We start from the raw sequence: 25,603 nt of genomic DNA on the forward strand, positions 1-25,603 counted from the left end.
GAACCTGCAGCACACCGCCCGGAGCTTCAATCCACCAGCCGACCCAGAGCCTTCAGCACATTCTCAGCGGTCGCAGGTGCGGTCAGAACCACCGGGCGGCCAGGGCCGCCTTCACGCCCCGCAGCCACCGCGTTGCGCAGGGCTTCGTACACGCTGATCGCCAGCATGAACGGCGGCTCGCCCACGGCCTTGCTGCCGCCTACGTTGTCTTCGCGGTTGGCCTCGGGCCACAGGGTCACGCGGAAGTGCGCGGGGATGTCGCCCGTCGCCGGGATCTTGTACGTGCTGGGGGCGTGTGTGGCCAGGTACCCCTTGTCGTTCCACACCAGCTGCTCGGTGGTGAGCCAGCCCATGCCCTGCACGAAGCCGCCTTCGATCTGGCCGATGTCGATGGCCGGGTTGATGCTGTGGCCCACGTCGTGCAGGATGTCCACGCGCGTCACGCGGCTCTCGCCGGTGAGGGTGTCGATGACGACCTCGGAGCACGCGGCGCCGTAGCTGAAGTAGTAGAACGGCCGGCCTGTGAGCGTGGCCTTGTCGTAGTGGATCTTGGGCGTGCGGTAGAAGCCGTCGCTCCACAGCTGGATGCGGTTGGCGTACGCTTCTTTGACCACGTCGTCGAACTGGCGCACATTTTTCGGCGAGATCACCTGCCCGCCTTCGAAGCGGATCGCACCCGCGCCGCAGGTGTCCAGCCCCGACACGAAGGCTGCGAGGTTGTCGCGCACGTTGCGTGCTGCGAACTGGGCTGCGCGGCCGTTCAGGTCGGTGCCGCTGCTGGCGGCAGTGGCGCTGGCGTTGGGCACCTTGCTGGTGTCGCTGGCCGTGACCAGCACGCGGGCCAGCGGCACGCCCAGCTCGTCGGCCACGATCTGCGCAACCTTGGTGTGCAGGCCCTGGCCCATCTCGGTGCCGCCGTGGTTCACCTGCACGCTGCCGTCGGTGTACACATGCACCAGCGCGCCGGCCTGGTTGAACAGCGTGGCGGTGAAGCTGATGCCGAACTTGACCGGCGTGATCGCGAGGCCGCGCTTGAGCACAGGGCTGGTGGCGTTCCACGCCGCGATCGACGCCTGGCGCTGGCGGTAGTCGGCGTCGCGCTCGAGCTGGGGCAAGAGCGCGTGCAGGATGTTGTCCTCCACCGTCATCTGGTAGTGGGTGACGTTGCGGCCTTCGGATGCGTCCTTGCCGTACAGGTTGACCATGCGCACGTCCTGCGCATCCCGGCCCAGCGCCCGCGCGATGTCGCCCAGGATGGCCTCGATCACGATCACGCCCTGCGGGCCGCCGAAGCCGCGAAACGCCGTGTGGCTTTGGGTGTTCGTCTTGCAGCGGTACGAGGCGATCTCCACATCGCTCAGGTAGTACGCGTTGTCGCTGTGGAACACGGCGCGGTCGGCCACGGGGCCCGACAGGTCGGCGGAAAAGCCGCAGTTGGCCGCCATCTGCAGCTTCAGGCCCGTGATGCGGCCGGTGGCGTCAAAGCCCACGTCGTAGTCGTACGCGAACGGGTGGCGCTTGCCGGTGACCATGAAATCTTCGTCGCGGTCCAGGCGCAGCTTGATGGGGCGGCCGAATTTGTTCGCGGCCACGGCCGCCCACACGGCCAGGTGGCCGGCCTGCGTCTCTTTGCCGCCGAAGCCGCCACCCATGCGGCGGCATTCGACCTTGACCGCGTGGTTGTCGATGCCCAGCGCGTGTGCCACCCAGTGCTGCACCTCGCCGGGGTGCTGGGTGCTGGAGTAGATCCACCACTGCTTTTGCTCCAGCGGCAGGGCGTAGGCGATCTGGCCTTCGAGGTAGAAGTGCTCTTGCCCGCCGACTTCGAACTGGCCGCTCAGGCGGTGTTCGGACGAGGCCAGGCCTGCGGCCGCGTCGCCCCGGCGCACGAACACCGGTGGCAGCACATAGCTTTGGGCCGCCAGCGCGTCCTGCACGGTGAGCACGGCGGGCAGGGGTGTGATGTCGAGCTTCACGGCCCGCACCGCGCGGCGCGCCTGCATCACCGAATCTGCCACGACGAGGCCGATGACCTGGCCGATGTGCTGCACGGTGTCGATGGCAAACACGGGCTCGTCGTGCGCGAAGGCTGCGAGCAGCTTGTCGCCCGGTACGTCGGCCGACAGCACCACGCCGCGCACGCCGGGCAGGGCGAGGGCGGCGGCGGCATCCACGCCGTTCAGCGTGCCGTGGGCCACGGTGGAGAGTATGGGCGCGGCGTACAGCGTGCCCTTCACCTCGGGCAGGTCGTCGATGTAGTGGGCGGCCCCGGCCACCTGGGCGCGCGCGCTTTCGTGGATGTGGGACTGGCCCATGGCGCGCAGGCTGGGGGCGGGGACCGGGGCGGAGGGTGCGCCGGCAGCCGTCCGGGGCTGCGGGTCGGCGGCGTGGGCGTCGGCCGCTGCCACCATGGGGTCGTCGCCGGCGTCGCGGCTCACGGGCAGGCTGGCGGGGCCGTTGTCGCGCTGGTTCATACGGTGGCCTCCAGGCGGAAGTTCTCCACGCTCACCGCGTCTTCGCCTTGGCTCTCCAGCCAAAAGCGCTGCAGCAGGCTGGCGAGCACGGTGCGGCGGTAGGCGCCGCTCGCGCGCATGTCGGAGATGGGGTTGAACTCTGCCTGCAGCGCCTGCACCGCGTTGTGCACGGTGTCGGCATTCCAGGGCTGGCCGGTGAGGGCGGCTTCGGTCTGGCGGGCACGTGCGGGCGTTGCGGCCACGCCGCCGGCGCCGATGCTGGCATGGCGCACCGTGCCGGCGTCGATGTCGAGGTTGATGACCAGGCAAACGGCCGAGATATCGTCGTCGAACCGTTTGGAAATTTTGTACGCGCGCAGCGCCTCGGTCACGCCGGGGCGCGGCACGACGATGCGCACCAGCAGCTCATCGGCCGCCATCACGTTCTGGCGGTAGCCGGTGTACAGGTCTTCCAGCGGCAGCGTGCGCTCGCCGCGCGCACTGCTGGCCAGTACCACCTGGGCGCGCAGCGCGATCAGCAGCGGCATGGAGTCGCCAATCGGCGAGCCGTTGGCCACATTGCCACCGAGCGTGCCCGAGTTGCGCACCGGCAGGCCCGCAAAACGCGTGGCAAAGCTGTGCAACTGGGGCCACTGGGCCTTGAGCACCGCGAACGCCTCGGTCAGCGATACGGCGGCGCCGATGGCGATGTGGTGCGCATCGCGTTGCACCTGGCGCAGCTCGGCCGCGCGGGTCACATCGAGGATGCGTTCGTACTGCTTGTGCTGCTTGGTCACCCACAAGCCGACATCGGTGCAGCCGGCCACCACCTGCGCGCCGGGGTGGGCTGCGCGGGCTGCCAGCAGTTCAGGCAGTGTCGTGGGGGCGATGTAAGAAGAATCAGGCGCTACCGCTGGCCCTGATTCATTCATTTGCTGCAATTTTTGTAGCAATAGCGGTTCGTTGACTGCGACGGCGGGCAGGGTCGCCATCTGCTGCGCCGCATCGAGGATGGGGCGGTAGCCGGTGCAGCGGCACAGGTTGCCCGAGAGGTCTTCCTGCGCCATCTCGCGGGTAATCGGCTGGTGGGTGGCGCAGCCTGCCGCCTGGATGGGCACCACGTGCCGCTGGTACATGCCGAAGAGGCTCATCACAAAGCCGGGGGTGCAGAAGCCGCACTGAGAACCATGGCACTGCACCATGGCCTCTTGCGCGGGATGCAGGCTGGTTGTCGATGTGACGCGGGGTGCCGGTTCATCCGCCGGCTGAATCAGCGGGTCTTCCGCCAGGTCTTCCACTGTCCACAGCGCCATGCCGTCCACCGAATGCGCCAGGCGGATGCAGCTGTTCACCGCGCTGTAGTGCACCTGGCCGTCGCGCGGCTCACCCAGTACCACCGTGCAGGCGCCGCAGTCGCCCTCGCCGCAGCCTTCCTTGGTGCCCGTGCAGCCCAGGTCTTCGCGCAGCACCTCCAGCAAGGTGCGGTCGGGCGGTATGTGGTTCAGCACCACGGGCTGGCCGCGGCGGATGAAGCGAAGGGGGCGGTGGGGCGTCGTCATGCGTGGGGCGGCCCGGGGTCCGGGCAGGTAATCGTCAGAGGGATAGTTCCAGAGCGTATGCGCACCGCGCAGCGCCCACATAAGCGCGAGCGTATAACGAGGATGCCCGGCGCGCTATGGGTTTTTATGGCGTCGGCATCTTTGAAATTGAACCAAACCGTTCCGCTTGAGCCCTTCGACAGGCTCAGGGCAGGCTTGTCGAAGCCCTGCGCGGCGCTTCGACAAGCTCAGTGTGAACGGTTGAAGTTGATGGATGTCGAATCGAATAGGAGCGGTCTTTTCAGACGGCCTCGGGAACCGCCCTTTCGGCCCCGGCGGCACTCTGCCGGCGCAGCAGGTAGATGTCCATGATCCAGCCATGGCGCGCGCGGGCCTGGGCACGGGCCGTTTCGATGCGCGGGCCGGCCTCGGCCAGCGGGCCGCCGTCCAGCAGTTGCTGCGGCATGCCCAGGTAGGCGCCCCACCAGATGTGCAAGTCCTGAGGCGGCAGGGTGGTGAAGCTGCACTGCCCGTCGAGCATGACCACGGCCGTGTCCACCCCGGCGGGCCACCCGTGGTCGCGCAGCTGGCGGCCGGTGGTCACCACGAAGGGCTGGCCGATGTCGTTGAGTGCGATGGCGTGCGCCGCCGCCAGCGCCTGCACCGAGGTGATGCCCGCCACCACCTGCACCTGTGCCGGCGCAGGCTGCAGGCGGGCCGCGATGCGCAGCGTGCTGTCGTACAGCGACGGGTCGCCCCACACCAGCAGCGCCACGCGCAGCGCAGCGCCATCGGCGGGCACAGGCAGGCGGGTCTGCGCCAATGCATCGGCGATGGCCGCCTGCCACTGCTGCGTGATGGCGGCATGCCATTCGTCCACCTGGGCCAGGTAGTCGTCGCCCTGGCTGCGGCGCACCGGCATGTCGAAGCCGGCGATGCACGGCACCGCAGGGCCCGTCAGCACCGCACCGCACAGCGACTGCCGCAGGGCCGCCAGCTCGGCCTTGTCCTCGCCCTTGTGCGGCAGCAGGATCAGGTCGGCCGCGTTCATCGCCGCGATGGCCTGGCGCGTGAGGTGGTCGGGGTTGCCGGTGCCGATGCCGATGAGGGTCAGCGCGATGGGGGGAAGGGCCTGTTCGTCGCTCATGCGGAGGGCGCGTCCAGCGGCTCGTCGCGGGCGGTGTCCAGCGCCGTGCCGCCGTTCACATCGGTGGCCGGAAAGCGCGGCGCGGTGCCCAGGGGACGGTAGCGGCGGTCGTAGTCGGCGGCGTAGAGGCGGCTTTCGGCAAAGTCCTCGGCCTGCAGGCTGCGGCCCACCAGGATCAGGGCGGTGCGCTCCATGCTGGTGGCCACGGCCTGCGCCAGCGCGCCCACGGTGGTGCGCACCACGGTCTCGTCGGGCCAGCTGGCGCGCCACACGATGGCGGCGGGGCAGTCGGCGCCGTAGTGCGGCAGCAGCTCGGCCTGCACCTTGTCGGCCACGTGGATCGACAGGTGGATCGCCAGCACCGCGCCGGTGGCGGCAAACGCCGCCAGGTTCTCGGCCTCGGGCATGGACGTGGCGCGGCCCGACGTGCGCGTGAGCACCACCGACTGGCACAGCCCGGGCAGCGTGAGCTCCGCGCCCAGCGTGGCCGCAGCGGCAGCGAATGAGGGGACGCCGGGCGTCACGGTGTACGGAATGCCCAGCACGCGCAGCCGGCGCAGTTGCTCGCCCATGGCGGACCACACCGACAGGTCGCCCGAATGCAGGCGCGCCACGTCCTGGCCCTGCGCATGGGCGGCCTCGATCTCGGCCACGATGTCGTCCAGGCTCATGGCCGCCGTGTTGACGATGCGGGCACCCGGCGGGCAGTGCGCCAGCAGGTCGCGCGGGATCAGCGAGCCGGCGTACAGGCAGACCGGGCACGCGGCCATCAGGTCGCGGCCACGCACGGTGATCAGGTCGGCGGCGCCAGGGCCGGCGCCGATGAAATGCACGGTCATGCCGATGCTCCTTGTCGTTCTTGAGATGGGCCCTTGGCATGCGGCAGGGCGACCGCTGCGATGCCACAGGCCGGGTCGCCAGTGCGCCGGATTGCCACGGCCACGGCCAGTGTGGCGCTGCCATCGGCGGCCACGAGGCGCGGCACGGCCAAGGCGGCGCCCGGTCCGGCGGCCGACAGGGCCGCGGCTTCGGCTACGCTGCCGGTGCCGTAGCGCGCCTGCAGGCGCGGCGATTGGGTGGCCACCGGTTGGCCGGCCAGGTCTGCGGCGGGGATTGCCCGTACCGGTACGGGCGGTGCGCTGCCGGCGATGCCCGACAGCCAGGCTGCGAGCGCGGGATGCTCCGCCTTGGTGTCGAGCACGGCCACGGCGCAAGGGCGCAGGTCGTCCGCAGCCCACACTACATCGCCCCGCAGCAAGGCCTGGGCCTGGGCCCACAGCGCGTGCAGCGCGGCGGGCTGTGCATGGGCGCGCAGGCCCACGCCCACCACCCTGCAGACGTGGCCCTGGCCCGCGGCGGAGTCAGGGGGCATCAGGCGGGCATCACCCTTCATCGCTGCCAGCTCCACTGCACCAGCGGGCGGGCCGCCTGCCAGCTGTGCATGCGCCCGAGCGGCTGGGCGCTGGACAGCTCCAGCCGCAGCAATTGCCCGCCGTGCGCGCCATGCAGCTGGACCAGCAGTGCCTGCGTCTCCAGTGTGACGGCGTTGACCACCAGGCGGCAACCGGCGGGCATCAACGCCTGCAGTTCGGTGAACAGCGCGGCGTCGAAACCGCCACCGACAAACACCGCCTCGGGCGGTTGCAACCCGTGCAAGGCTGCGGGCGCTGTGCCGTGCACCACCTGCAGCGCGGCCTGCAGGCCCACGTGCTCGGCGTTGCGGCGGATGTTGTCTGCGCGGGCCGCATGCTGCTCCACGCAGTGCGCCGTGCCCCCGGCCAGGCACCACTCCACCGCGATGGAGCCGGAGCCGCTGCCGATGTCCCACAGCCGCTCGCCGCGGCGTGGGGCCAGGGCGGCCAGCGTGAGTGCGCGGGCCGGGGCCTTGGTGATCTGCCCGTCGTGCGCATAAAAATCGTCGGCACGGCCCGGTACCTGGGGCATGCCCACGCCGCCCTGGGCCTGCAGGGCCACGGCCACGGGGGCCAGTGCGGGGTCTGCCGGCAGCGCGGTGATCGCCTCGTGCGCCGCCAGCCTGCGGCAGCGCTCGCGCGGGCCGCCCACGGCCTCCATCACCCACAGGCTGCTGTCGCCCCAGCCTTCGTGCACCAGCCACTGCGCCAGCTGCGCCGCGGCCGCGCCATCGCGCAGCAGCACGATGAACTGGCGCCCTGGTGCCAGGCGGGGCAGCAGTTGCTGCAGCGGGCTGGCGTGCAGGCCCAGGCAATCGACTGCCTCAAGCCGCCAGCCCAGGCGCGCCGCGACCAGCGAGAATGTCGAGGGTTGCGCGTGGCAGCGCCACTCGTGGGGCGCCAGGTGCGCCGCCAGGCTGCCGCCCGCGCCGAACCAGAACGGGTCGCCCGATGCCAGCACCACCACGCGCTGCCCGCGCAGGGCCAGCACGGGGGCAACGTCGAAGGGCACGGGCCAGGGCCGGCCGCGGTCTCCCACCTCGGCCAGCGCCAAGTGGCGCGGGCCGCCGAACACCACCTGGGCGTCATCGAGTGCGCGGCGGGCGGCGGGGGCCAGTCCTTCCAGCCCATCTTCATTCAGGCCGACCAATGTCAACCACGGATCAGTCATGACGCATGTTCTCCTGCTGGGCGGTACCACCGGCGCCAGCCAGTTGGCCCAGGCCCTTCACCAGGCGGGCGTGCCGGCCGTTTTTTCGTATGCGGGCGTCACGCAGGCCCCGCTGGCGCAGCCCTTGCCTGTGCGCGTCGGCGGCTTTGGCGGGGTGCCGGGGCTTGTGCAGTACCTCGTGGACCATGGCATCACGCACGTCGTGGATGCCACGCACCCCTTTGCCGCGCAGATGAGCCGCCATGTTTGCGAGGCCTGTGCCATGGCCGGTGTGCCGCTGCTGGCGCTGGAGCGTGCCCCGTGGCAACCCGGGCCGGGCGACCGGTGGATCGACGTGCCCGACATGGCGACCGCTGCCTTGGCTTTGCCAGAGACACCGGCGCGGGTGTTCCTGGCCGTGGGGCGCAAGCAGTTGCATGCCTTTGCAGGCCTGGGGCAGCACCGCTACCTGCTGCGGCTGGTGGATGCCCCCGCGCCCGGCAGCCTGCCCTGGCCCGATGCCGCGGTGGACCTGGTGATCGGGCGTGGCCCCTTCAGCGCAGACCAAGACCTGGCCCTGCTGCAGGCGCACCGCGTGCAGTGGCTGGTGGCCAAGAACGCGGGCGGCGAGGCCACGCGCGGCAAGCTCGACGCGGCGCGCGCGCTGGGCCTGCCGGTGGTGATGGTGCAGCGGCCAGCCCTGCCGCAGCGTGCGCGCACCGAAGACGTGGGCGCGGTGATGCACTGGGTGCGTCATGGCGCGTTGCCCGGTGAAGACGCATCGGCTGGCACGCCATAAAAGCGCGGCGTGTAGGTGAACCGGCCCACGCGCCGCGTGGTGCTGTTGCCCACCAGCACCACGGTGCGCATGTCGGCCATCTCGGGCGCTGCCTCGGCCAGGGTGCAGACGGTGAGCTGCTCGTCGGGGGTGGACACGGCCCGCGCAAACACCAGCAGGCGCCCGGGCTCGCAGTGGGCGCGCAGCAATTCCAGCAGCCGCACGAAGCCCTCGGGCCGGCTGCGCGAGCGGGGGTTGTAGAAGGCCATCGCGAAGTCGGCCTCGGCCGCCAGCCGCACGCGCTGGGAGATCACCGGCCAGGGCTTGAGGTTGTCCGACAGGTTGATGCAGCAAAAGTCGTGGCCCAGCGGGGCCCCGGCGCGCGCCGCTGCCGCCAGCATGGCGGTGATGCCGGGCAGCACCTGCACGTCCAGGGCCTGCCAGGCTGCCGATGTGGCGGGCGCCGCGTGCTCCATGGCCTCGAACACCGCGGACGCCATGGCAAACACGCCCGGGTCGCCCGACGACACCACCACGACCTGCCGGCCCTGTGCGGCCAGGGCCAGCGCCTGCTGCGCGCGGTCCAGCTCCACCCGGTTGTCGGACGCGTGCCAGGCCACAGGATGCGGTGCGGCGGCTTGCTGCCACAGGGCCTGCGCCCGCGCGACGTACGGCAAGTAGCCGACCACATCGGTGGCGTGCTGCAGGGCCGCGGCCACTTCGGGAGTGATCTGCGCCAGGGCGCCGGGGCCCAGGCCTGCGATGGTCAGGCGGCCTGCGGCGGGGTTGGCAGAGCCGTTCACCATGCCGCCTCCGGCCGCCGCCCCTGGCCGTGCACCAGCACGATGGCGAAGTACGGGCAGGCGTCGTCCGCCACATCGGCCAGGCGGGCGACCTGCTGCGTGGCCGTGGTGCCGTTTTGCACCAGCCACGCGGTATCGAGCCGCCCGGTGCGCACCAGCGCGCGGCGGATGCGGGGCAGGTTGCGCCCCACCTTCATCACCACCAGCGCGTCGGCGGTCTGCATGCGGCGCACCAGTTCGTCCTCGGGCAGGGTGCCGGTCATCACGCTCAGCACGTCGTCGCCCCAGGTGATGGGCTCGCCGGTGGCGTGCCAGCAGCCCACCATGCCGGGGATGCCGGGCACCACGTCGGGCGCGGTGCCGGTGCGATCGCGCAGGCGGGTGTACAGGTGCATGAACGAGCCGTACAGAAACGGGTCGCCTTCGCACAGCACCACCACCTGCTGCGTCTGCGCCAGCAGGGTCAGGCGCGTGCACCAGTCGTCGTAGAAGGCCGAGAGCTGGGCTACGTAGTCCGCGCTGTCCACCGGCAGTTCGGTGGTCACGGGGTACTCCATGGGGTATTCCGTCACGCCGGGTGCGAGCAGGCCCTGCACCAGCTGGCGCGCCTTGCCGGGGCGGCCCTTCTTGCGGAAGAAGGCCACGTGGAGCGCGCCCCGCACCAGGCGGTCGGCCTTCACGCTCATCAGGTCGGGGTCGCCGGGGCCCAGGCCCACGCAGACGATGCCGGGCCGGGCCTGCGCGGATGCCATGGCGCTACTCGACATCGCTGGCCAGTGCGTTGATGGCGGCCACCGTCATCGCAGAGCCGCCCAGGCGGCCGCGCACGATCATCGCGGGCACGGGCAGGTCGTGCATCAGGGCGTCCTTGGACTCGGCCGCGCCAATGAAGCCCACCGGGCAGCCGATGATGGCCGCGGGCCGCGGGCAGCCGGGCTCCTGCAGCATGTTGAGCAGGTGGAACAGGGCTGTGGGTGCGTTGCCGATGGCGACCACGGCGCCCTGCAGCTGCGGGCGCCACAGCTCCACCGCCGCGGCGCTGCGCGTGGTGCCCAGTTGCTGGGCGAGAGCGGGTATCCGCTCGTCCTGCAGCGTGCAGATGATGGGGTTGGTGGCGGGCAGGCGGGTGCGGGTGATGCCCTCGCTCACCATGCGCACATCGCACAGCACGGGGGCGCCGTCCTGCAGCGCCTGGCGCGCGGCCTCGGCCATGCCGGGGGAGAACATCACGAGCGGGGCCAGCTCGACCATGCCCGCGGCGTGGATCATGCGCACCACGACGCGCTCTTCGACGGGGGTGAAGCGGCTCAGCTCGGCTTCGCGCCGGATGGTGGCAAAGGACTGCCGGTAGATCTCGGCGCCCTGGGTTTCGTAGCGGTGGAGCATGAATTCTTTGCAAACAACAACCCGGGATTGTCTTGCAGGATGGCCTCCTTCATGCGCTCATCGGTGACCTGGCTGGCAGTCCCTTGGCGAATCACCGCCCAAATCGGTCCGCGTTCGGTCGCTTCCGCCCGCAGAGCGACCGTGGCCGGCGCCTGGCGGGCGCAGCCTTTGGCGCAGCCCGACACATGCAGGTGCGCGCCCGGCGGCACATGGGGCGCGCAGGCCAGCGCCAGGGCCTGGGTGGGCGCGTGGGCCTGCGGGCAGCCCGGGGCGCCGGTGCATGCGGACACGCGCAGGCGCGGGTCGTCGGGGTGTGTGATCCAGTGCGGGCTGGATGCGAGGCCTGCAGCGGCTTCGCATCCCTGCCTGACGCTGCCAGCGATGCCCGAGCCGCTTTCCAGCAACACCATGCGCCACGGCGTGATGCGCAAACCCGTGACGCCGCTGCGGCGCGCTGCGCCAACCATGTCGGCCCACGCCTGGGCAGGCACGCGGCCCAGCGGTGCCGCCACCAGCGTGCCGACGCCGGGCACCCAGCCGGGCAGGGCGTCGTCCCCGCGGATGTGCTCTGGCGCCTGTGCAGTGACCACCCCGTCAGCGGGCACCCATGCCACGCCCGCAGGCAGGTCCGCCAGCCATGCCATGGACGTGGACGTGGACGTGGCCGTGGCCGTGGCCGTGGCCGTGGAATTTTCGTCAGCGGGGTGGTGAAGTGCGCTTTCCAGTTCTTTTGCGCAGGCGGCCATGCGTCCGGCCCGTTGCCCCACGGCTTTCTGGCGCAGGCAGCGTTGTGCAAACCAGCGTGCCAGTGCCAGGCCCGCAGCCACAGCGTCTTGCTGGTTGTTTGCCGCCAGCGCCCAGCGCAGTCCATCGGGCTGCACGCGCCATGCGGTGGTGCCCAGGCCAGGGGCGCGCAGCAGGCGGATGTCTGCTGATACGCCATGCAGCCAAGTCGAATATCCGCCGTCGATGGACCAGCCGAACTTGGCGGGCAGGGCGTCCAGCTCCGGCGACCGGGCCAGCGCCTGGTGCAGCGCCAGGGCCAGCGCCTGCACGCCGTCGCCGGGCCGGTGCAGCGGGTCGACCACCACATTGCGCAGGCGCTCGCTGCGCGCATCCGCATCCAGCAGCCCGCAGGCCGCCAGGGATCGCAGCAACGCGGCATGGCGCTCGGGCGGCACGCCGCGCAGCTGCACGTTGGCGCGGCTCGACAGCTCCAGCGTGCCCGCACCGTGCACCTGCGCCAGGCGCGACAGCCGCAGCGCCTGGTGCAGGGTCAGCCGGCCCAGCGGCGGGCGCACGCGCACCACCAGCCCGTCGCCCGAGGCCATGGGCTGCCAGGCGCCGGGGCACCAGCCTTGGATCTGCGGGGTGGGGTTCATGCAGGGTGAGGAATATGACGTCGAGGTGCCAAGCCCGTGGTGGAATCTGGCGGCACCTGGATCGCCAAATGTACTTGGGGCCTGCCGCGCTGCCACTGCGCCACGTCGAGGCAGGTAACCGCACGGTGCCCTTGGCCAGGTCGCAGGACTTTTGCCCTGCGCGCTGGAACCGGCGCGGACTTCTATGTGAAGATGGCCAGGAGGCTGCGCGGCATAAGGCATCGAAGCGAAAAGTTCGAAAACCGAGGATCGCTAAGTGCTACTGACAAGCCCAGGGCGGGCCCCTGGGCGCAGGAAGTAGTGCTTGGCGAGACCGGTTTGTCGAGCGTTGCAGCCGATGCTCCTTCTGCCGCGCAGCCTCCTCGACCCCTTGCGGTGCGTTGCGCAGCCCCGCGCCGCACGGCATACACGATGCCGTATGACAGGAATGCAGGCCCCCGTATGAGAGACCACGCCCTTTTCGACAAGATAGACCTCCATCTCATAAGGGTCTTGCACACCGTGCTCACAGAACGCAGCGTATCGAGGGCCGCCGTCCGGCTGGGCATGCACCAGCCGGCCGTGTCTGCCGCGCTCAAGCGCCTGCGGGACCTGGCGGGCGACCCGCTGCTGGTGCGCTCGGGTGCCAACATGATGCCCACCGACGCCGCGCTGCGCATGGTGGAGCCCGCGGGCGCCATCCTGCGATCGGCCGAGGCCTTGTTCTCCGATGCGCGGGGGTTCGATCCGCGCACGTCCACCCGTACCTTCCGCGTGGCGGCCAGCGACTACCTGGACCCGCTCTTCCTGCCCCAGCTGGTCGCCCGCCTGAAGGTCGAGGCACCGCTGTGCCCCATCGAGATCCTGCCGCTGTCGGCCGATGCCCACTACCACGCGCACCTGGCGCAGGGCGAGGTCGACGTGGTCATCGGCAACTGGCCGCAGCCGCCCGACGACCTGCACATGGGCCGCCTGTTCGGCGACGAGGTGGTGTGCCTGGTCAGCCGCGAGCACCCGGCCGTGCGCCGGGGCTGGGACGCCGAGAGCTGGCTGGCCGCCGAGCACATCGCGCCCACCCCCACCCACCCGGGCGCGCGCGGCGTGATCGACGCGCACCTGGACAGCCTGGGCATGGCCCGCAATATCACCGCACGCTGCGCGCACTTCAGCGCCATACCGCCCATCGTGGCGTCGAGCCTGCTGGTGCTGACCACCGGTCGCCAGTACTGCGAACGCTACGTTGACCAGCTGCCGCTGGCCATACTGCCCAGCCCCGTGCCTTTCCCGCGCCTGATGTACTACCAGCTGTGGCATGCCCGCACCCACCATTCGGCAGCGGCCATCTGGCTGCGCGACTGCGTGAAGACCGTGGCTGCGTCGCTACGAAAAGAATAGCTGCTCGCGCATACGGAGCAAGCGCAAGGCGGTATTTTCATTCCAAAAACAAGTCATAAAACTGAGAGACAATCCCCGCATGAGTTCACCTCCTACCTCCAGCGCCCCGGGTGGTCCGGGCGCACCGCCGCCCCGGCTGCAGCTCGCGGGCATCACCAAGCGCTACCCGGCCGTGGTGGCCAACAGCGGCGTGTCGCTGACGGTGCTGCCCGGCGAGATCCACGCCGTGCTGGGCGAGAACGGCGCGGGCAAGTCCACGCTGATGAAGATCATCTACGGCTCGGTCAAGCCCGACGAGGGCAGCGTGCACTTCAACGGCCAGGCCGTGCAGGTGCGCAACCCGCAGGAGGCGCGGGCCCTGGGCATCGCCATGGTGTTCCAGCACTTCAGTTTGTTCGACACGCTCACGGTGGCCGAGAACGTCTGGCTGGGCCTGGACAAAAGCCTGTCGCTGCCCGAGGTCACGCAGCGCATCACTGCCAAGGCGGCCGAGTACGGCCTGGACATCGACCCCCTGCGCCCGGTGCACACCCTGAGCGTGGGCGAGATGCAGCGGGTGGAGATCATCCGTGCGCTGCTCACCAACCCCAAGGTGCTGATCCTGGACGAGCCCACCTCGGTGCTCACGCCCCAGGCGGTCGAAAAGCTCTTCGTGGTGCTGCGCCAGCTGGCCAGCGAGGGCTGCAGCATCCTGTACATCAGCCACAAGCTGCACGAGATCCGCGCGCTGTGCACCGCCTGCACCGTGCTGCGCGGCGGCAAGGTCACGGGCGTGTGCAACCCGGCCGAGGAATCGAACGCGTCGCTCTCGCGCCTGATGATCGGCGCCGAGCCGCCGGCGCTGGAGCACCGCGCGGTGCAGACCGGCGCCACGGTGCTGCGTGTGCAGGGCCTGTCGCTGCCGCGCGCGGACCAGTTCGGCGTGGACCTGGTCGACCTGCAGTTCGAGGTGAAGGCGGGCGAGGTGGTGGGCATTGCCGGGGTGTCCGGCAACGGCCAGAAGGAGCTGCTGTACGCATTGTCGGGCGAGGACACGCGGGCGGAGCCCGCCAGCATCCAGGTGGCCGGGCAAAACGCGGGCCGCATGCGCCCCGGGCAGCGCCGTGCGCTGGGCCTGCACTTCGTGCCCGAGGAGCGCCTGGGCCGGGGCGCCGTGCCCACCATGGGCCTGGCGCACAACCTGCTGCTCACGCGCACCAACTCGGTGGCGGGCAGCGGCTGGATCAAGGTGGGTGCGCTGGAGGCGCATGCCAAGGCGCTGATCGAGCGCTTCAACGTGAAGGCGGGCGGCCCGCACGCGGCGGCCAAATCGCTGTCGGGCGGCAATCTGCAAAAGTTCATCGTGGGGCGTGAGATCGACGCCAACCCGAAGCTGCTCATCGTCTCGCAGCCCACCTGGGGCGTGGACGTGGGCGCGGCGGCGCAGATCCGCGGCTCCATCCTGGCGCTGCGCGATGCGGGCTGCGCGGTGCTGGTGGTGAGCGAAGAGCTCGATGAACTGTTCGAAATCTGCGACCGGCTGCATGTGGTGGCCAAGGGGCACCTGTCGCCCTCGGTACCGCGCGCCGATGCCACGGTGGAGCAGATCGGCGAATGGATGAGCGGTCTGTGGCATGCCGACGTGCAGGCCCATCTGGCCCAGAACGTTCACAGCGCCCACAGCGCCAAGGTGGGGGAGGTGCAGCATGCTTAAGCTCGAACCGCGCCCCCAGGCGTCCAAACTCTGGACCTACGGCTCGCCGCTGCTGGCGCTGGCCTTCACGGTGCTGATCGGCATCGCGCTGTTCGCCGCGCTGGGCAAGGACCCGGTGCGCGGGTTGCAGGTGTTCTTCTGGGAGCCCATCAAGACGCAATACGCCATCGGCGAACTCATGGTCAAGGCCACGCCGCTGTTGCTCATCGCGCTCGGTCTGGCGGTGTGCTTTCGCTCCAACGTGTGGAACATCGGTGCCGAGGGCCAGTTCGTCATCGGTGCCGTGGTGGCCGGCGGCGTGGCGCTGCTGGCCGACAAGACCACCGGGCCGTGGATCGTGCCCGCCATCCTGGTGGCGGGCGTGCTGGGCGGCATGGCGTGGGCGGGGCTCACGGCCCTGCTGCGCGACAAGTTCAACGCCAACGAAATCCTCGTCAGCCTGATGCTGGTGTACGTGGCCACGCTGGTGCTGGGCTACCTGGTCTACGGTCCGTGGAAGGACCCCATGGGCTACAACTTCCCGCAGACCAAGACGTTCGAGAAGGTCACGCAGATCCCGCGGCTGATGCAGGGCTCGCGCATGTCCATCGGGCTGCTGCTGGCGCTGGCCGGGGCGGCCGCGCTGTGGGTGTTTTTGTTCCGCACGCGCGCGGGCTTTGCCCAGCAGGTGGGCGGGCTGGCGCCAGCGGCGGCGCGGTACGCGGGCTTCTCGTCGCGCCGGGCGCTCTGGACGGCGCTGCTCATTTCGGGCGGCGCAGCGGGCCTGGCGGGCGCGCTGGAGGTGGCCGGCCCCATCGGCCAGCTCACGCCGTACGTGCCGGCGGGCTACGGCTTTGCGGCCATCATCGTGGCCTTCGTGGGGCGGCTGCACCCGGTGGGCATGATCCTGTCGGCCATCCTGATGAGCATGTTCTACATCGGCGGCGAGCTGGCGCAGTCGCGCCTGGGGCTGCCCAAGTCGCTCACCGGCGTGTTCCAGGGGCTGCTGCTGTTCACGCTGCTGGCCTGCGACACGCTCATTGCCTACCGCGTTCGCTGGGTAGGCGCCAAGAAAGTGGTGGCCTGATGGAATCCTACGCACTCCTCATCGGCGCCACCTTGAGCGCCGGCACTGTCCTGGCCATCGCGGCCCTGGGCCTGCTCATCAACGAAAAAGCCGGCATCGTCAACCTGGGGGCCGAGGGCATGATGCTCTGCGCCGCCATCGCCGGGTTTGCCACCGTGGTGCACACGGGCAACACCTGGCTGGGCTTTGCCGCGGGCATGGCCGCCGGGGCGCTGCTGGCGGCCATCTTCGGTGTGCTGGTGATCTGGCTCAACACCAACCAGTACGCCACCGGGCTCGCGCTGTCGCTGTTCGGGGTGGGGTTCTCGGCCTTTGCGGGCATCAGCTTCGTGCAGGCCAAGCTGCCCGAGCTGCCAAAGTACGCCATCCCGGTGCTGTCCGACGTGCCGCTGCTCGGGCCCGCGCTGTTCCAGCAGCACCCGCTGGTGTACCTGACCATGGTGCTGGTGGCGGCGCTCATCTGGTTTTTGTACCGCTCGCGCGCGGGCCTGGTGCTGCGCTCGGTGGGCGAGTCGCCCGAGTCCGCCCATGCGCTGGGCTACCCGGTGCGCCGCATCCGACTGGCCGCGGTGGTGGCCGGGGGCGCGCTGTGCGGGCTGTCGGGCGCCTACATCTCCACCGTCTACACGCCGCTGTGGGTCGAAGGCATGGTGGCTGGCCGCGGCTGGATCGCGCTGGCGCTGACCACCTTTGCCACCTGGCGGCCTGCGCGGGTGCTGCTCGGGGCCTACCTGTTCGGCGGCGTGACGATGCTGCAGTTCCACCTGCAGGCCACGGGCGTGCAGGTGGCCAGCCAGTTGCTGTCGATGCTGCCGTACGTGGCGACCATCGTGGTGCTGGCGCTGATATCGCGCAACCCGACGTGGATCCGCATCAACATGCCGGCATCGCTGGGCAAGCCGTTCTACCCGGGCTCCTGACCCACGTCCGCGGCCCCGCCCCGGCGCGGGGCCTGCGGGTGGCTCCATGGCCCGTGTCTTGCATCGGGACCGCGGGAGGTGAAAAACCTTTGGTTACTGCCCGGTAGATCGGACCATAATCAACGTTTTCGTGCGTCTGCCTTGTAAAACTCTCTTCTTCCCTTCTCTTCTTCATCTTCATCTATCCATAAGGAACCGACATGACTGATCTGCAGAAACGCTCCCTGCTCAAGGTGGCAGCGCTCTCCGCCGTGGCCGCCGCCGCGCTCGTGGGCTGTGGCAAGAAGGAAGAACCGGCACCGGCCCCCGCGCCCGCACCGGCTCCTGCGGCAGAGGCCCCTGCGCCCAAGGCCGAGCCTCTGAAGATCGCGTTCGCGTACGTCGGCCCTGTCGGTGACGGCGGCTGGTCGTTCGCCCACGACAACGGCCGCAAGGCCATCGAGAAGGAATTCGGCGACAAGGTCGTGACGAGCTTCGTCGAAAGCGTGCCCGAGTCCGCCGACGCCGAGCGCGTGCTGCGCGACCTGGCCGGCCAAGGCAACAAGCTGATCTTCGGCACGACCTTCGGCTACATGGAGTCCATCCAGAAGATCGCCCCGGACTTCAAGGACGTGAAGTTCGAACACGCCACCGGCTACAAGACCGCCGAGAACGTGCGCACCTACGACAGCCGCACCTACGAAGGTGCCTACATGGCCGGCGTGATCGCCGGTGCCATGACCAAGACCAACACGCTGGGCGTGGTGGGCTCGGTGCCGATCCCTGAAGTGATCCGCAACATCAACAGCTTCACGCTGGGTGCGCAGTCGGTCAATCCCAAGATCAAGACCAAGGTGGTCTGGGTGAACGAATGGTTCAGCCCACCGAAGGAAACCGAAGCCGCCACGTCGCTGATCAACGGCGGCGCCGACGTGCTGTTCCAGAACACCGACTCGCCCGCAGTGCTCAAGACGGCGCAGGAAAAGGGCAAGCGCGCCTTCGGCTGGGATTCGGACATGACCGCCTACGGCCCCAAGGCCCACCTGGCATCGGCCGTGATCAACTGGGGCCCGTACTACATCAAGGCCACCAAGGACGCCCTGGACGGCAAGTGGGCCACCGGCCAGAGCTGGTGGGGCGTGAAGGAAGGCGCAATCGACATCGTCTCCATCGCTGAAGACGTGCCCGCCGAGACCAAGGCCAAGGTCGAAGAAGTGAAGAAGGGCCTGGCCGACGGCAGCTTCGTGATCTGGAAGGGCCCCATCGTCGGCCAGGACGGCAAGGCCGTGCTGGAAAAGGACGCCGTGGCCGACGACAAATTCCTCGGCGGCGTGAACTTCTATGTCAAGGGCGTGGAGGGCAAGATCCCCGGCGGCGACAAGAAGTAGTAAGACGCCTTTGTGAACACCTTGGCGGGCGCCGTGCGGTGCCTGCAAGGTGGATCGCGACAATGTCCCAGGGCCGCTTTGTGCGGCCCTTCTCGTTGGTGCCATGCCGGTGCATGATGTCGCCCATCCCCACAGAAAAATGAGAGGCCAGGCCGCCATGTTCAAAGTCCCGCCCATCTCCGCCGAGCGCCTTCCTGCGCTGCTGCGCGCCATGCCCAAGGCAGAACTGCACATCCACATCGAAGGCTCGCTCGAGCCCGAGCTCATCTTCGCGCTGGCGCAGCGCAATGCGGTGGCCTTGCCCTACGCCAGCGTGGAAGCACTGCGCAGCGCGTATGCCTTCACCAACCTGCAGAGCTTTCTCGACATCTACTACGCCGGTGCCAGCGTGCTGCTGCACGAGCAGGATTTTTACGACATGGCGCGCGCCTACCTGGTCCGCGCCGCGCACGACAACGTGCTGCACGCCGAGATCTTCTTCGACCCCCAAACTCACACGGCCCGCGGCGTGGCGATGGAGACCGTGATCAACGGCCTGCACCGCGCCTGCCAGGACGCACGCACCGAGCTGGGCATCAGCGCCACGCTGATCCTGTGCTTTTTGCGCCACCTGAGCGAAGAGTCCGCGTTCGAGACCCTGGAGCAGGCCCAGCCCTTCCTGGACAAGATCGTGGGCGTGGGCCTGGATTCGAGCGAAGTGGGCCACCCGCCGGAGAAGTTCGCGCGCGTGTTCGCACGCTGCCGCGAACTGGGCCTGCGCCTGGTCGCGCATGCGGGGGAAGAGGGGCCACCGGCGTACATCTGGAGCGCGCTCGACGTGCTCAAGGTGGAGCGCATCGACCACGGGGTGCAAGCGGTGCACGACGCCGCGCTGATGCAGCGCCTGGCGCAGGAGCGCATTGCGCTCACGGTGTGCCCGCTGTCCAACCAGAAGCTGCGCGTGTTCCCCGACCTGGCGGACCACAACCTGGGCAGGCTGCTCGACGCAGGGCTGGCGGCCACCGTCAACTCGGACGACCCGGCGTATTTTGGCGGCTACATCAACGACAACTTCACCCAGGTGTTCGCCGCCACGCACCTCACCGCCAGGCACGCCTACCAGCTGGCGTTCAACAGCTTCGAAGCCAGCTTTGCAGGCAATGCCGACAAGCGGGTGTGGGAACACAAGCTCAAGGAGGCCTTCGAGCGCTGCGTGGAACACGACTACTGAGATCGGGCCACTCTCTGGCTGCGCTGAAGGAAGGGGTGGCCGCTGGCACCGGGGAGTTGGGCGTGCACTGCAGCGGAGCGACCTCGTCAGGCAGCCGTACAACGGGCGCGAAGTGGCAGGGACTGACCGAGCAACAGGCCTTCGTTTGATCCCCCATTTGGTGCAGGACTAGCTAATTTTTCGGGTAAACCCTAGAATTGTGAGTTTTTGTACGAGCGGGCTGAGGCCCGCATCCGGGGTGTGCCGTCGGCCGCAGCCCCCTTTTCTTTCGACTTCCCGCGATTCAGACCCTCAGCCCATGGACCATGGGCTGGCGAGGCGCGCGCCCGCGCCACCACGGAGCTTTCCCCCATGTTTCTCAGTCAAATTTCCATCGGCAAGCGCCTCACTTTGGTGCTGGGCCTGATCCTGGCCCTGTTCTTTGCCAGCAGCGTGGTGGCGGTGGTCAAGCTCGGCCAGCTGGGCCAGGAGATCGACACCATGGTGTCCGACAACATCAAGACCGAGCGTGCGGGTGCCGACTGGTTGCGCCACACCACCTCCGGCGTGCAGCGCGCCGCAGCCATCGCCAAGAGCAGCGATGCGAGCCTGATCCCGTACTTCGCGCCGGCCACGGCCGAGTCGATCCGCAACACCAACGAGCTGCAAAAGTTCATCGAATCCAAGATGGACACGCCCGAAGAAAAGAAGCTCTTCGACCAGGTCGGCCAGCTGCGCAAGGACTACCTCGCCGCGCGGGAAGAGGTGAGCAAGTTCAAGCAGGCGGGCGACGCCGAGAGCGCCAACAAGGTGTTCAACGAGCGCTTTGAGCCCACCTCGCGCAGTTATCTCGCAGGCGTGCAGCAGATGGTGGACGCGCAGCGCGCGCAGCTGGACGAAGCCGGCAAGCGCAGCGAAACCCTGCGTGCCCAGACCACCTTGCTGCTGCAGGTATGCACCGGCGTCTCGCTGCTGCTGGGTGCCTTGCTGGCCTGGCTGCTGGCCACCAGCATCACGCGCCCGCTGCGCCATGCCGAGGCCATCGCCGAAGCCATCGCCGACATGGACCTGACCGGCCAGCCCGAGGCCAGCTACGCCAACGACGAAACCGGCCGCCTGCTGCGCGCGTTGGACCTGATGCGCAGTGCGCTGCAGGGCTCGCTGCAGCAGGTGCGCGGCGTGGTGGACAGCATCTCCACCGCCAGCACGCAGATCGCCATCGGCAACCAGGACCTGAGTGCCCGCACCGAGCAGACCGCCAGCAGCCTGCAGGAAACCGCCAGCTCCATGGAAGAGCTGACCAGCACCGTGCGCCAGAGCGCGGATTCGGCCGTGCAGGCCAACCAGCTGGCCGCCTCGGCCGCGGCCGTGGCCGAGCGCGGTGGCGCGGTCGTCTCGCAGGTGGTGAGCACCATGGACGAGATCAACGCCAGCAGCAAGAAGATCGCCGACATCATCGGCACCATCGACGGCATCGCCTTCCAGACCAACATCCTCGCGCTCAATGCCGCCGTGGAGGCCGCCCGCGCGGGCGAGCAGGGCCGTGGTTTTGCCGTGGTGGCCACCGAGGTGCGGGGCCTGGCCCAGCGCAGCGCGGAAGCCGCCAAGGAGATCAAGGCCCTGATCGGCGTGTCGGTGGAGAAGGTCGAGTCGGGCTCTGCCCTGGTGCAGAACGCCGGCACCACCATGACCGAGATCGTGACGTCCGTGCGCCGCGTGACCGACATCATTGGCGAGATCAGCGCCGCGGCGTCGGAGCAGAGCCTGGGCATCGGCCAGGTGAACGTGGCGGTGAGCCAGCTCGACCAGATGACCCAGCAAAATGCCGCGCTGGTGGAGGAATCCACCGCAGCCGCCGAGAGCCTGAAGGACCAGGCCGCGCGCCTGTCCGAAGTGGTGGGCGCCTTCCGCCTGGGCGGTACCGTGCCCGAGCATGCCCGCCTGCGGGTGCCGCGCCTGGGCTGAGTGCAGGACGAAAGCGATAGATACGCCGGACGTTGTGCCCTGCCGGGCTTCCAGCCTCACCACTGAATGACGATCTAACTGACTTTTTCCGTGGACCACCGCCGCCCTGCGGTGGCTCCGCTTTTCAACCTGGGCCATGTAGAGGAACACCATGTACAAAAACCTCGCCACCGCACTGCGTGCGGCTTGTGTGAGTGCGCTGGCGGGCGCCGTTTTCATCACCTTTCCCGCTGTCTCCCAAACCCCGGCAGGTGCCAAACCACCTGCCCCCGCGCCGGCGCAGCCCGTCAAGGCGGGCTTCGTCTATGTCTCCCCCATCACCGAAGCCGGCTGGACGCGCCAGCACGACGAAGGCCGCAAGGCCGTCGAGGCGGCGCTGGGCGCGCAGGTGCAGACCACCTTCGTGGAAAACGTGGCCGAGGGGGCCGACGCGGAGCGCGTGATTCGCGACCTGGCGGCCACGGGGCACCAGATCATCTTCACGCCCAGCTTCGGCTACATGGAGCCCACGCTCAAGGTGGCGCAGGACTATCCGAACGTGAAGTTCGAGTCCATCACCGGCTACAAGACCGCGCCCAACGTGGCCGCGGCCAACGCGCGTTACTACGAGGGTCGCTACCTGGCAGGCATTGCGGCGGGCCGCATGAGCAAGACCGGCGTGGCGGGCTACGTGGCGGGCTTTCCCATCCCCGAGGTGCTGCAGGGCATCAACGCGTTCACGCTGGGCATGCGCTCGGTCAACCCCCAGGCCACCGTGAAGGTGGTGTGGATCAACGTGTGGTTCGACCCGCCCAAGGAGCGCGATGCGGCCATGGTGCTCTTCAACCAGGACGTGGACGTGATGGCCTTTCACACCGGCTCCACCGCCGTGATGGCCGCGGCGCAGGAGCGAGGCAAGATGGCCGTGGCCTACCACTCCGACATGCGCAAGGCCGGGCCGGACGCGCAGATCATCGCCGTCACCCACCAATGGGGCCGCTACTACACCGACCGCGTGCGCGCGGTGCAAAACGGCACCTGGAAGAGCGGCAACCTCTGGGGGGGCGTGCGCGAGGGCCTGATCCGCGTGGGCGACTTCGGCCCCAAGGTGCCGCCCGCCGTGCAGCAGGAGGTGCTGGCCGCGCAGAAGGCTGTCGGCGCGGGGCAGCTGCAGCCGTTCCGCGCGGGTGCCAAGGCCCCGGTGCGCGACAACGAAGGCCACGAGGTGATCCCCGCAGGCCAGGCGCTGACGGACGCGCAGATCCTGCAGATGAACTGGCTGGTGGAAGGCGTGCAGGGCCGCATCACCCGCTGACGGGGTGCAACGCCAGCCGCGGCGCTCGGGCCATAGCGTTTATTGCAGGCGGCGTATGTCCCGGACCACAGCCGCCGCTAAGCTAGCGCCCATGCATGTATACCGCTCTGCCCTTTTGCGCTTTGCCGATGATGGATCGGCCCTGTATGACGAAGACGGCCTGCTGGCTGTCGGCCCGGATGAACAGGGCCGCCAGCGCGTGGTGGCGGCGGGTGCCTGGCAGGCGCTGGCCCATCAGTACGCTGACCATCCCGTCACGCACCTTCCGGGCCGCATCCTGGCGCCGGGCTTTGTGGACATGCACATCCATTTCCCGCAGACCGATGTGATCGGCTCGCCCGCGGACGGCCTGCTGCCCTGGCTGGAGAACTACACCTTTCCGCACGAGTCGCGTTTTGTCGACCCGGCCTACGGCGCCCAGGTGGCGGGCTTCTTCGTGGACGAGCTGCTGCGCAACGGAGTGACCACGGCGCTGACATTCGCCACCTCGCACCCGGCCAGCGTGGACGCGCTGTTCACCGAGGCGCAGCGCCGCCAACTGCGCCTGATCACCGGCAAGGTGCTGCAAGACCGCCATTCGCCCGATGGCGTGCGCGACGACACAGAGCAGAGCCTGCTCGACACCGAAGCCTTGATCCAGCGCTGGCACGGCGTGGACCGCCTGGGCTATGCCATCACCCCGCGCTTTGCGCCCACCAGCACGCCCGAGCAGTTGCGCGGCGCGGGCGAGCTGGCCGCGCGCTATCCCGACGTGTGGATCCAGTCGCACGTGGCCGAGAACCTGGACGAGATCCGGTGGGCACGCGAGCTGTTCCCGGCGTCGCGCAGCTACCTGGCGGTGTACGACGACTTCGGCCTGATGCGCGAGCGTGCGGTGTACGCCCACTGCATCCACTTCGACGACGACGACCGCGCATTGATGCGTGACACCGGCACCGTGGCGGCCGTCAGCCCCACGAGCAACCTGTTCCTGGGCAGCGGCTTTTTCGACTACGCGGGCGCGGACCGCGTGGGCTTTGGCTACGGCCTGGCCAGCGACGTGGGCGGGGGCACCAGCTTCAGCCCGTTCCACACCATGCTGGCGGCGTACTACGTGGGCCGGGAAGGGCAGAGCAAGCAGGGCCTGAGTTTGTCGCCCCGGCAGCTGTGGTGGCAGCACACGGCGGGCGCGGCCCAGGCGCTGGGCCTGGCGGGCGTGGTGGGCAACCTGCAGCCCGGCTGCGAGGCAGACTTCGTGGTGCTCAACCCCCGCGCCACGCCTTTGCTGGAGCGCAAGACAGCGCAGGCGCGCAACCTCGATGAGCTATTGTTTGCGCTGATCGTGCTGGGCGACGACCGGCTGGTGGAGCAAACCGTGATTTCTCAAGCAAAATATGCCTCTCGCGCTTGATAAGCAAGCGCTACCAGCTACATATTTCATAGCGCCCGGCCGTTTGTCGTCGTTTTTGTCGACAGCCCGGGCCACTGCGCAGGGAATTGACCGATGAGCATCAAGAGCGACAAATGGATCCGCCGCATGGCTGCCGAGCACGGGATGATCGAGCCCTTCGAGCCCGGCCAGGTGCGCGAGGCCGAAGGCCGCAAGATCATCAGCTACGGCACCAGCAGCTACGGCTACGACATCCGCTGCGCGCCTGAATTCAAGGTCTTCACCAACATCCACAGCACCGTGGTGGACCCGAAGAATTTCGACGAGAAGAGCTTTGTCGACTTTCACGGCGACAGCTGCATCATTCCGCCCAACAGCTTCGCGCTGGCGCGCACCGTGGAGTACTTCCGCATCCCGCGCAACGTGCTGACCATCTGCCTGGGCAAGAGCACCTACGCGCGCTGCGGCATCATCGTGAACGTGACCCCCTTCGAGCCCGAGTGGGAAGGCTACGTGACGCTGGAGTTCTCCAACACCACGCCGCTGCCGGCCCGCATCTACGCCGGCGAAGGCTGCGCGCAGGTGCTGTTCTTCGAGAGCGACAAGGACGATGTGTGCGAGGTGAGCTACCGCGACCGCGGTGGCAAGTACCAGGGCCAGGTCGGCGTGACCCTGCCCAAGGCCTGATCCCGGGCGCTGGCGGGCGGCGCGCACAGCCGGTGTCCTACACGGGCATGGTCGATCGGCTGAAGTGCAAGCGCACGTAAGGTTCTTAGCATGGTGTCAAGCCTCCAGATGGTCTGGTGGTGAGACAAAAAGGAGTTCCCCATGCTGACCTTTGCTGCACCTTCGGCACCCGCGCAAAACCGGGGCGCTGACTTTTCCCTCACCCCGGACGAATCCTTTGCCTCCCCCCGCCGTGCGGCTGCGTTCATCGGCATGCCGCACCACGGCACGTACTGGCCCTGCGATCTTCTCAACCTCTTCGTCCTGAAGATGGCCGCCGCAGGCCACTGCGTGAACACCGACATGATGCTCGGCCACCGGCCCTATGCCCAAGGCCGCCTGAATGCCGCCTACGACTCGCGCGACGAGAGCCTGTGCGCACTGGCCGCTCGCCTGCAGGTGTACTTCGATGCCGCCACGCCCGAAGGCTGCCGCGTGGCGGCCGAGCTGGACGAACAGGGGCGTGGCCACTTGCTGCTGGTGTAAGGGTCTTGCACGGCGGATCTGGTTGGGTCCGCCAGCAGCCCACGCTCGCGCTTCGATGCGGGCTGGTGCGGGCCTCGCAGGCCCGCCGCCGTTGACCTACCTCCG

Annotated in this window: 22 protein-coding genes; 12 read left to right on the top strand and 10 right to left on the bottom strand. The window is 69.1% G+C overall.

Features of this window, described 5'->3' with window-relative positions; translation table 11 throughout:
- Positions 1-26: 26 nt before the first annotated feature.
- The 6 genes from xdhB to ASG27_RS11480 all read right to left on the bottom strand — a co-directional run bounded on the left by xdhB (position 27) and on the right by ASG27_RS11480 (position 7,721).
- Positions 27-2,474 carry a xanthine dehydrogenase molybdopterin binding subunit gene (gene xdhB, locus ASG27_RS11455; protein ID WP_056416149.1) on the bottom strand — a complete coding sequence of 816 codons (2,448 nt, stop codon included), beginning with the start codon at positions 2,472-2,474 and terminating at the stop codon, positions 27-29.
- Positions 2,471-4,012, bottom strand: a complete 1,542-nt coding sequence (gene xdhA, locus ASG27_RS11460; protein ID WP_056416152.1) for a xanthine dehydrogenase small subunit — start codon at positions 4,010-4,012, stop codon at positions 2,471-2,473. The genes xdhB and xdhA overlap by 4 nt, the downstream gene beginning before the upstream one ends.
- Positions 4,013-4,292: 280 nt before the next feature.
- Positions 4,293-5,138 carry a precorrin-6A synthase (deacetylating) gene (gene cobF / locus ASG27_RS11465; protein ID WP_056416155.1) on the bottom strand — a complete coding sequence of 282 codons (846 nt, stop codon included), beginning with the start codon at positions 5,136-5,138 and terminating at the stop codon, positions 4,293-4,295.
- Positions 5,135-5,977, bottom strand: coding sequence for a precorrin-4 C(11)-methyltransferase (gene cobM, locus ASG27_RS11470; protein WP_056416158.1), 843 nt, complete (start codon positions 5,975-5,977; stop codon positions 5,135-5,137). The genes cobF and cobM overlap by 4 nt, the downstream gene beginning before the upstream one ends.
- Positions 5,974-6,510 (bottom strand): cobalamin biosynthesis protein, encoded by a 537-nt coding sequence (locus ASG27_RS11475; protein WP_056416411.1) that lies wholly within the window; start codon positions 6,508-6,510, stop codon positions 5,974-5,976. Before ASG27_RS11475 ends, cobM begins: the two co-directional genes overlap by 4 nt.
- Positions 6,511-6,527: 17 nt before the next feature.
- Positions 6,528-7,721, bottom strand: a complete 1,194-nt coding sequence (locus ASG27_RS11480) for a bifunctional cobalt-precorrin-7 (C(5))-methyltransferase/cobalt-precorrin-6B (C(15))-methyltransferase (protein ID WP_056416161.1) — start codon at positions 7,719-7,721, stop codon at positions 6,528-6,530.
- On the opposite strand from ASG27_RS11480, the gene ASG27_RS11485 reads away from it, so the two are divergent.
- Positions 7,720-8,499, top strand: coding sequence for a cobalt-precorrin-6A reductase (locus ASG27_RS11485; protein WP_056416164.1), 780 nt, complete (start codon positions 7,720-7,722; stop codon positions 8,497-8,499). The genes ASG27_RS11480 and ASG27_RS11485 overlap by 2 nt on opposite strands.
- Here ASG27_RS11485 and cobJ read toward each other — a convergent pair.
- From cobJ to cobG, 4 genes are read right to left on the bottom strand one after another with little or no spacing between them, the layout of a single operon-like run.
- Positions 8,454-9,284, bottom strand: coding sequence for a precorrin-3B C(17)-methyltransferase (gene cobJ, locus ASG27_RS11490; protein WP_056416167.1), 831 nt, complete (start codon positions 9,282-9,284; stop codon positions 8,454-8,456). The genes ASG27_RS11485 and cobJ overlap by 46 nt on opposite strands.
- Positions 9,278-10,033: a precorrin-2 C(20)-methyltransferase gene (gene cobI / locus ASG27_RS11495; protein ID WP_156370622.1), complete on the bottom strand. Its 756-nt coding sequence runs from the start codon at positions 10,031-10,033 to the stop codon at positions 9,278-9,280. The genes cobJ and cobI overlap by 7 nt, the downstream gene beginning before the upstream one ends.
- 4 nt (positions 10,034-10,037) lie before the next feature.
- The gene (locus ASG27_RS11500) at positions 10,038-10,667 is read right to left on the bottom strand and encodes a precorrin-8X methylmutase (RefSeq protein ID WP_056167792.1); all 630 of its coding nucleotides are present in this window, start codon (positions 10,665-10,667) and stop codon (positions 10,038-10,040) included.
- Positions 10,589-12,049: a precorrin-3B synthase gene (gene cobG / locus ASG27_RS11505; protein WP_082485920.1), complete on the bottom strand. Its 1,461-nt coding sequence runs from the start codon at positions 12,047-12,049 to the stop codon at positions 10,589-10,591. The genes ASG27_RS11500 and cobG overlap by 79 nt, the downstream gene beginning before the upstream one ends.
- A gap of 441 nt (positions 12,050-12,490) precedes the next feature.
- Here cobG and ASG27_RS11510 point away from each other — a divergent pair, with 441 nt between their 5' ends.
- The 11 genes from ASG27_RS11510 to ASG27_RS11560 all read left to right on the top strand — a co-directional run bounded on the left by ASG27_RS11510 (position 12,491) and on the right by ASG27_RS11560 (position 25,498).
- On the top strand, positions 12,491-13,423 hold the full coding sequence (locus ASG27_RS11510; RefSeq protein WP_082485921.1) for a LysR family transcriptional regulator: 933 nt from the start codon (positions 12,491-12,493) through the stop codon (positions 13,421-13,423).
- A gap of 79 nt (positions 13,424-13,502) precedes the next feature.
- Entirely contained in the window at positions 13,503-15,116 is a 1,614-nt protein-coding gene (locus ASG27_RS11515) for an ABC transporter ATP-binding protein (RefSeq protein WP_056416173.1), read from the top strand.
- On the top strand, positions 15,109-16,182 hold the full coding sequence (locus ASG27_RS11520; protein WP_056167796.1) for an ABC transporter permease: 1,074 nt from the start codon (positions 15,109-15,111) through the stop codon (positions 16,180-16,182). Before ASG27_RS11515 ends, ASG27_RS11520 begins: the two co-directional genes overlap by 8 nt.
- Complete coding sequence (locus tag ASG27_RS11525) at positions 16,182-17,102, top strand: ABC transporter permease (protein WP_056416175.1); 921 nt, start codon at positions 16,182-16,184, stop codon at positions 17,100-17,102. The genes ASG27_RS11520 and ASG27_RS11525 overlap by 1 nt, the downstream gene beginning before the upstream one ends.
- Before the next feature lie 200 nt (positions 17,103-17,302).
- Positions 17,303-18,469, top strand: a complete 1,167-nt coding sequence (locus ASG27_RS11530; protein ID WP_056416178.1) for a BMP family ABC transporter substrate-binding protein — start codon at positions 17,303-17,305, stop codon at positions 18,467-18,469.
- A 157-nt stretch (positions 18,470-18,626) separates the two neighbouring features.
- Complete coding sequence (locus ASG27_RS11535; protein WP_056416181.1) at positions 18,627-19,679, top strand: adenosine deaminase; 1,053 nt, start codon at positions 18,627-18,629, stop codon at positions 19,677-19,679.
- A gap of 351 nt (positions 19,680-20,030) precedes the next feature.
- Positions 20,031-21,623 (top strand): methyl-accepting chemotaxis protein, encoded by a 1,593-nt coding sequence (locus ASG27_RS11540; RefSeq protein WP_056416184.1) that lies wholly within the window; start codon positions 20,031-20,033, stop codon positions 21,621-21,623.
- A 151-nt stretch (positions 21,624-21,774) separates the two neighbouring features.
- A complete protein-coding gene (locus ASG27_RS11545) occupies positions 21,775-22,917 on the top strand; it encodes a BMP family ABC transporter substrate-binding protein (RefSeq protein ID WP_056416187.1) in 1,143 nt (380 codons plus the stop codon).
- A 91-nt stretch (positions 22,918-23,008) separates the two neighbouring features.
- Positions 23,009-24,307 carry a guanine deaminase gene (gene guaD, locus ASG27_RS11550; RefSeq protein ID WP_056416190.1) on the top strand — a complete coding sequence of 433 codons (1,299 nt, stop codon included), beginning with the start codon at positions 23,009-23,011 and terminating at the stop codon, positions 24,305-24,307.
- A gap of 93 nt (positions 24,308-24,400) precedes the next feature.
- On the top strand, positions 24,401-24,973 hold the full coding sequence (gene dcd / locus ASG27_RS11555) for a dCTP deaminase (RefSeq protein WP_056416191.1): 573 nt from the start codon (positions 24,401-24,403) through the stop codon (positions 24,971-24,973).
- 141 nt (positions 24,974-25,114) lie between these two features.
- Positions 25,115-25,498, top strand: a complete 384-nt coding sequence (locus ASG27_RS11560) for a hypothetical protein (protein WP_056416194.1) — start codon at positions 25,115-25,117, stop codon at positions 25,496-25,498.
- Positions 25,499-25,603: the final 105 nt, after the last annotated feature.

Source organism: Acidovorax sp. Leaf191 (assembly GCF_001424425.1).
Taxonomy (GTDB): domain Bacteria; phylum Pseudomonadota; class Gammaproteobacteria; order Burkholderiales; family Burkholderiaceae_C; genus Acidovorax.

Excerpts from the sequence above, each read along its gene's own strand:
- xdhB (WP_056416149.1), bottom strand. The coding sequence starts at position 2,474 with ATGAACCAGCGCGACAACGGCCCCGCCAGCCTGCCCGTGAGCCGCGAC.
- xdhA (WP_056416152.1), bottom strand. The coding sequence starts at position 4,012 with ATGACGACGCCCCACCGCCCCCTTCGCTTCATCCGCCGCGGCCAGCCC.
- cobF (WP_056416155.1), bottom strand. The coding sequence starts at position 5,138 with ATGAGCGACGAACAGGCCCTTCCCCCCATCGCGCTGACCCTCATCGGC.
- cobM (WP_056416158.1), bottom strand. The coding sequence starts at position 5,977 with ATGACCGTGCATTTCATCGGCGCCGGCCCTGGCGCCGCCGACCTGATC.
- ASG27_RS11475 (WP_056416411.1), bottom strand. The coding sequence starts at position 6,510 with ATGCCCCCTGACTCCGCCGCGGGCCAGGGCCACGTCTGCAGGGTGGTG.
- ASG27_RS11485 (WP_056416164.1), top strand. The coding sequence starts at position 7,720 with ATGACGCATGTTCTCCTGCTGGGCGGTACCACCGGCGCCAGCCAGTTG.
- ASG27_RS11480 (WP_056416161.1), bottom strand. The coding sequence starts at position 7,721 with ATGACTGATCCGTGGTTGACATTGGTCGGCCTGAATGAAGATGGGCTG.
- cobJ (WP_056416167.1), bottom strand. The coding sequence starts at position 9,284 with ATGGTGAACGGCTCTGCCAACCCCGCCGCAGGCCGCCTGACCATCGCA.
- cobI (WP_156370622.1), bottom strand. The coding sequence starts at position 10,033 with ATGGCATCCGCGCAGGCCCGGCCCGGCATCGTCTGCGTGGGCCTGGGC.
- ASG27_RS11500 (WP_056167792.1), bottom strand. The coding sequence starts at position 10,667 with ATGCTCCACCGCTACGAAACCCAGGGCGCCGAGATCTACCGGCAGTCC.
- cobG (WP_082485920.1), bottom strand. The coding sequence starts at position 12,049 with ATGAACCCCACCCCGCAGATCCAAGGCTGGTGCCCCGGCGCCTGGCAG.
- ASG27_RS11510 (WP_082485921.1), top strand. The coding sequence starts at position 12,491 with ATGAGAGACCACGCCCTTTTCGACAAGATAGACCTCCATCTCATAAGG.
- ASG27_RS11515 (WP_056416173.1), top strand. The coding sequence starts at position 13,503 with ATGAGTTCACCTCCTACCTCCAGCGCCCCGGGTGGTCCGGGCGCACCG.
- ASG27_RS11520 (WP_056167796.1), top strand. The coding sequence starts at position 15,109 with ATGCTTAAGCTCGAACCGCGCCCCCAGGCGTCCAAACTCTGGACCTAC.
- ASG27_RS11525 (WP_056416175.1), top strand. The coding sequence starts at position 16,182 with ATGGAATCCTACGCACTCCTCATCGGCGCCACCTTGAGCGCCGGCACT.
- ASG27_RS11530 (WP_056416178.1), top strand. The coding sequence starts at position 17,303 with ATGACTGATCTGCAGAAACGCTCCCTGCTCAAGGTGGCAGCGCTCTCC.
- ASG27_RS11535 (WP_056416181.1), top strand. The coding sequence starts at position 18,627 with ATGTTCAAAGTCCCGCCCATCTCCGCCGAGCGCCTTCCTGCGCTGCTG.
- ASG27_RS11540 (WP_056416184.1), top strand. The coding sequence starts at position 20,031 with ATGTTTCTCAGTCAAATTTCCATCGGCAAGCGCCTCACTTTGGTGCTG.
- ASG27_RS11545 (WP_056416187.1), top strand. The coding sequence starts at position 21,775 with ATGTACAAAAACCTCGCCACCGCACTGCGTGCGGCTTGTGTGAGTGCG.
- guaD (WP_056416190.1), top strand. The coding sequence starts at position 23,009 with ATGCATGTATACCGCTCTGCCCTTTTGCGCTTTGCCGATGATGGATCG.
- dcd (WP_056416191.1), top strand. The coding sequence starts at position 24,401 with ATGAGCATCAAGAGCGACAAATGGATCCGCCGCATGGCTGCCGAGCAC.
- ASG27_RS11560 (WP_056416194.1), top strand. The coding sequence starts at position 25,115 with ATGCTGACCTTTGCTGCACCTTCGGCACCCGCGCAAAACCGGGGCGCT.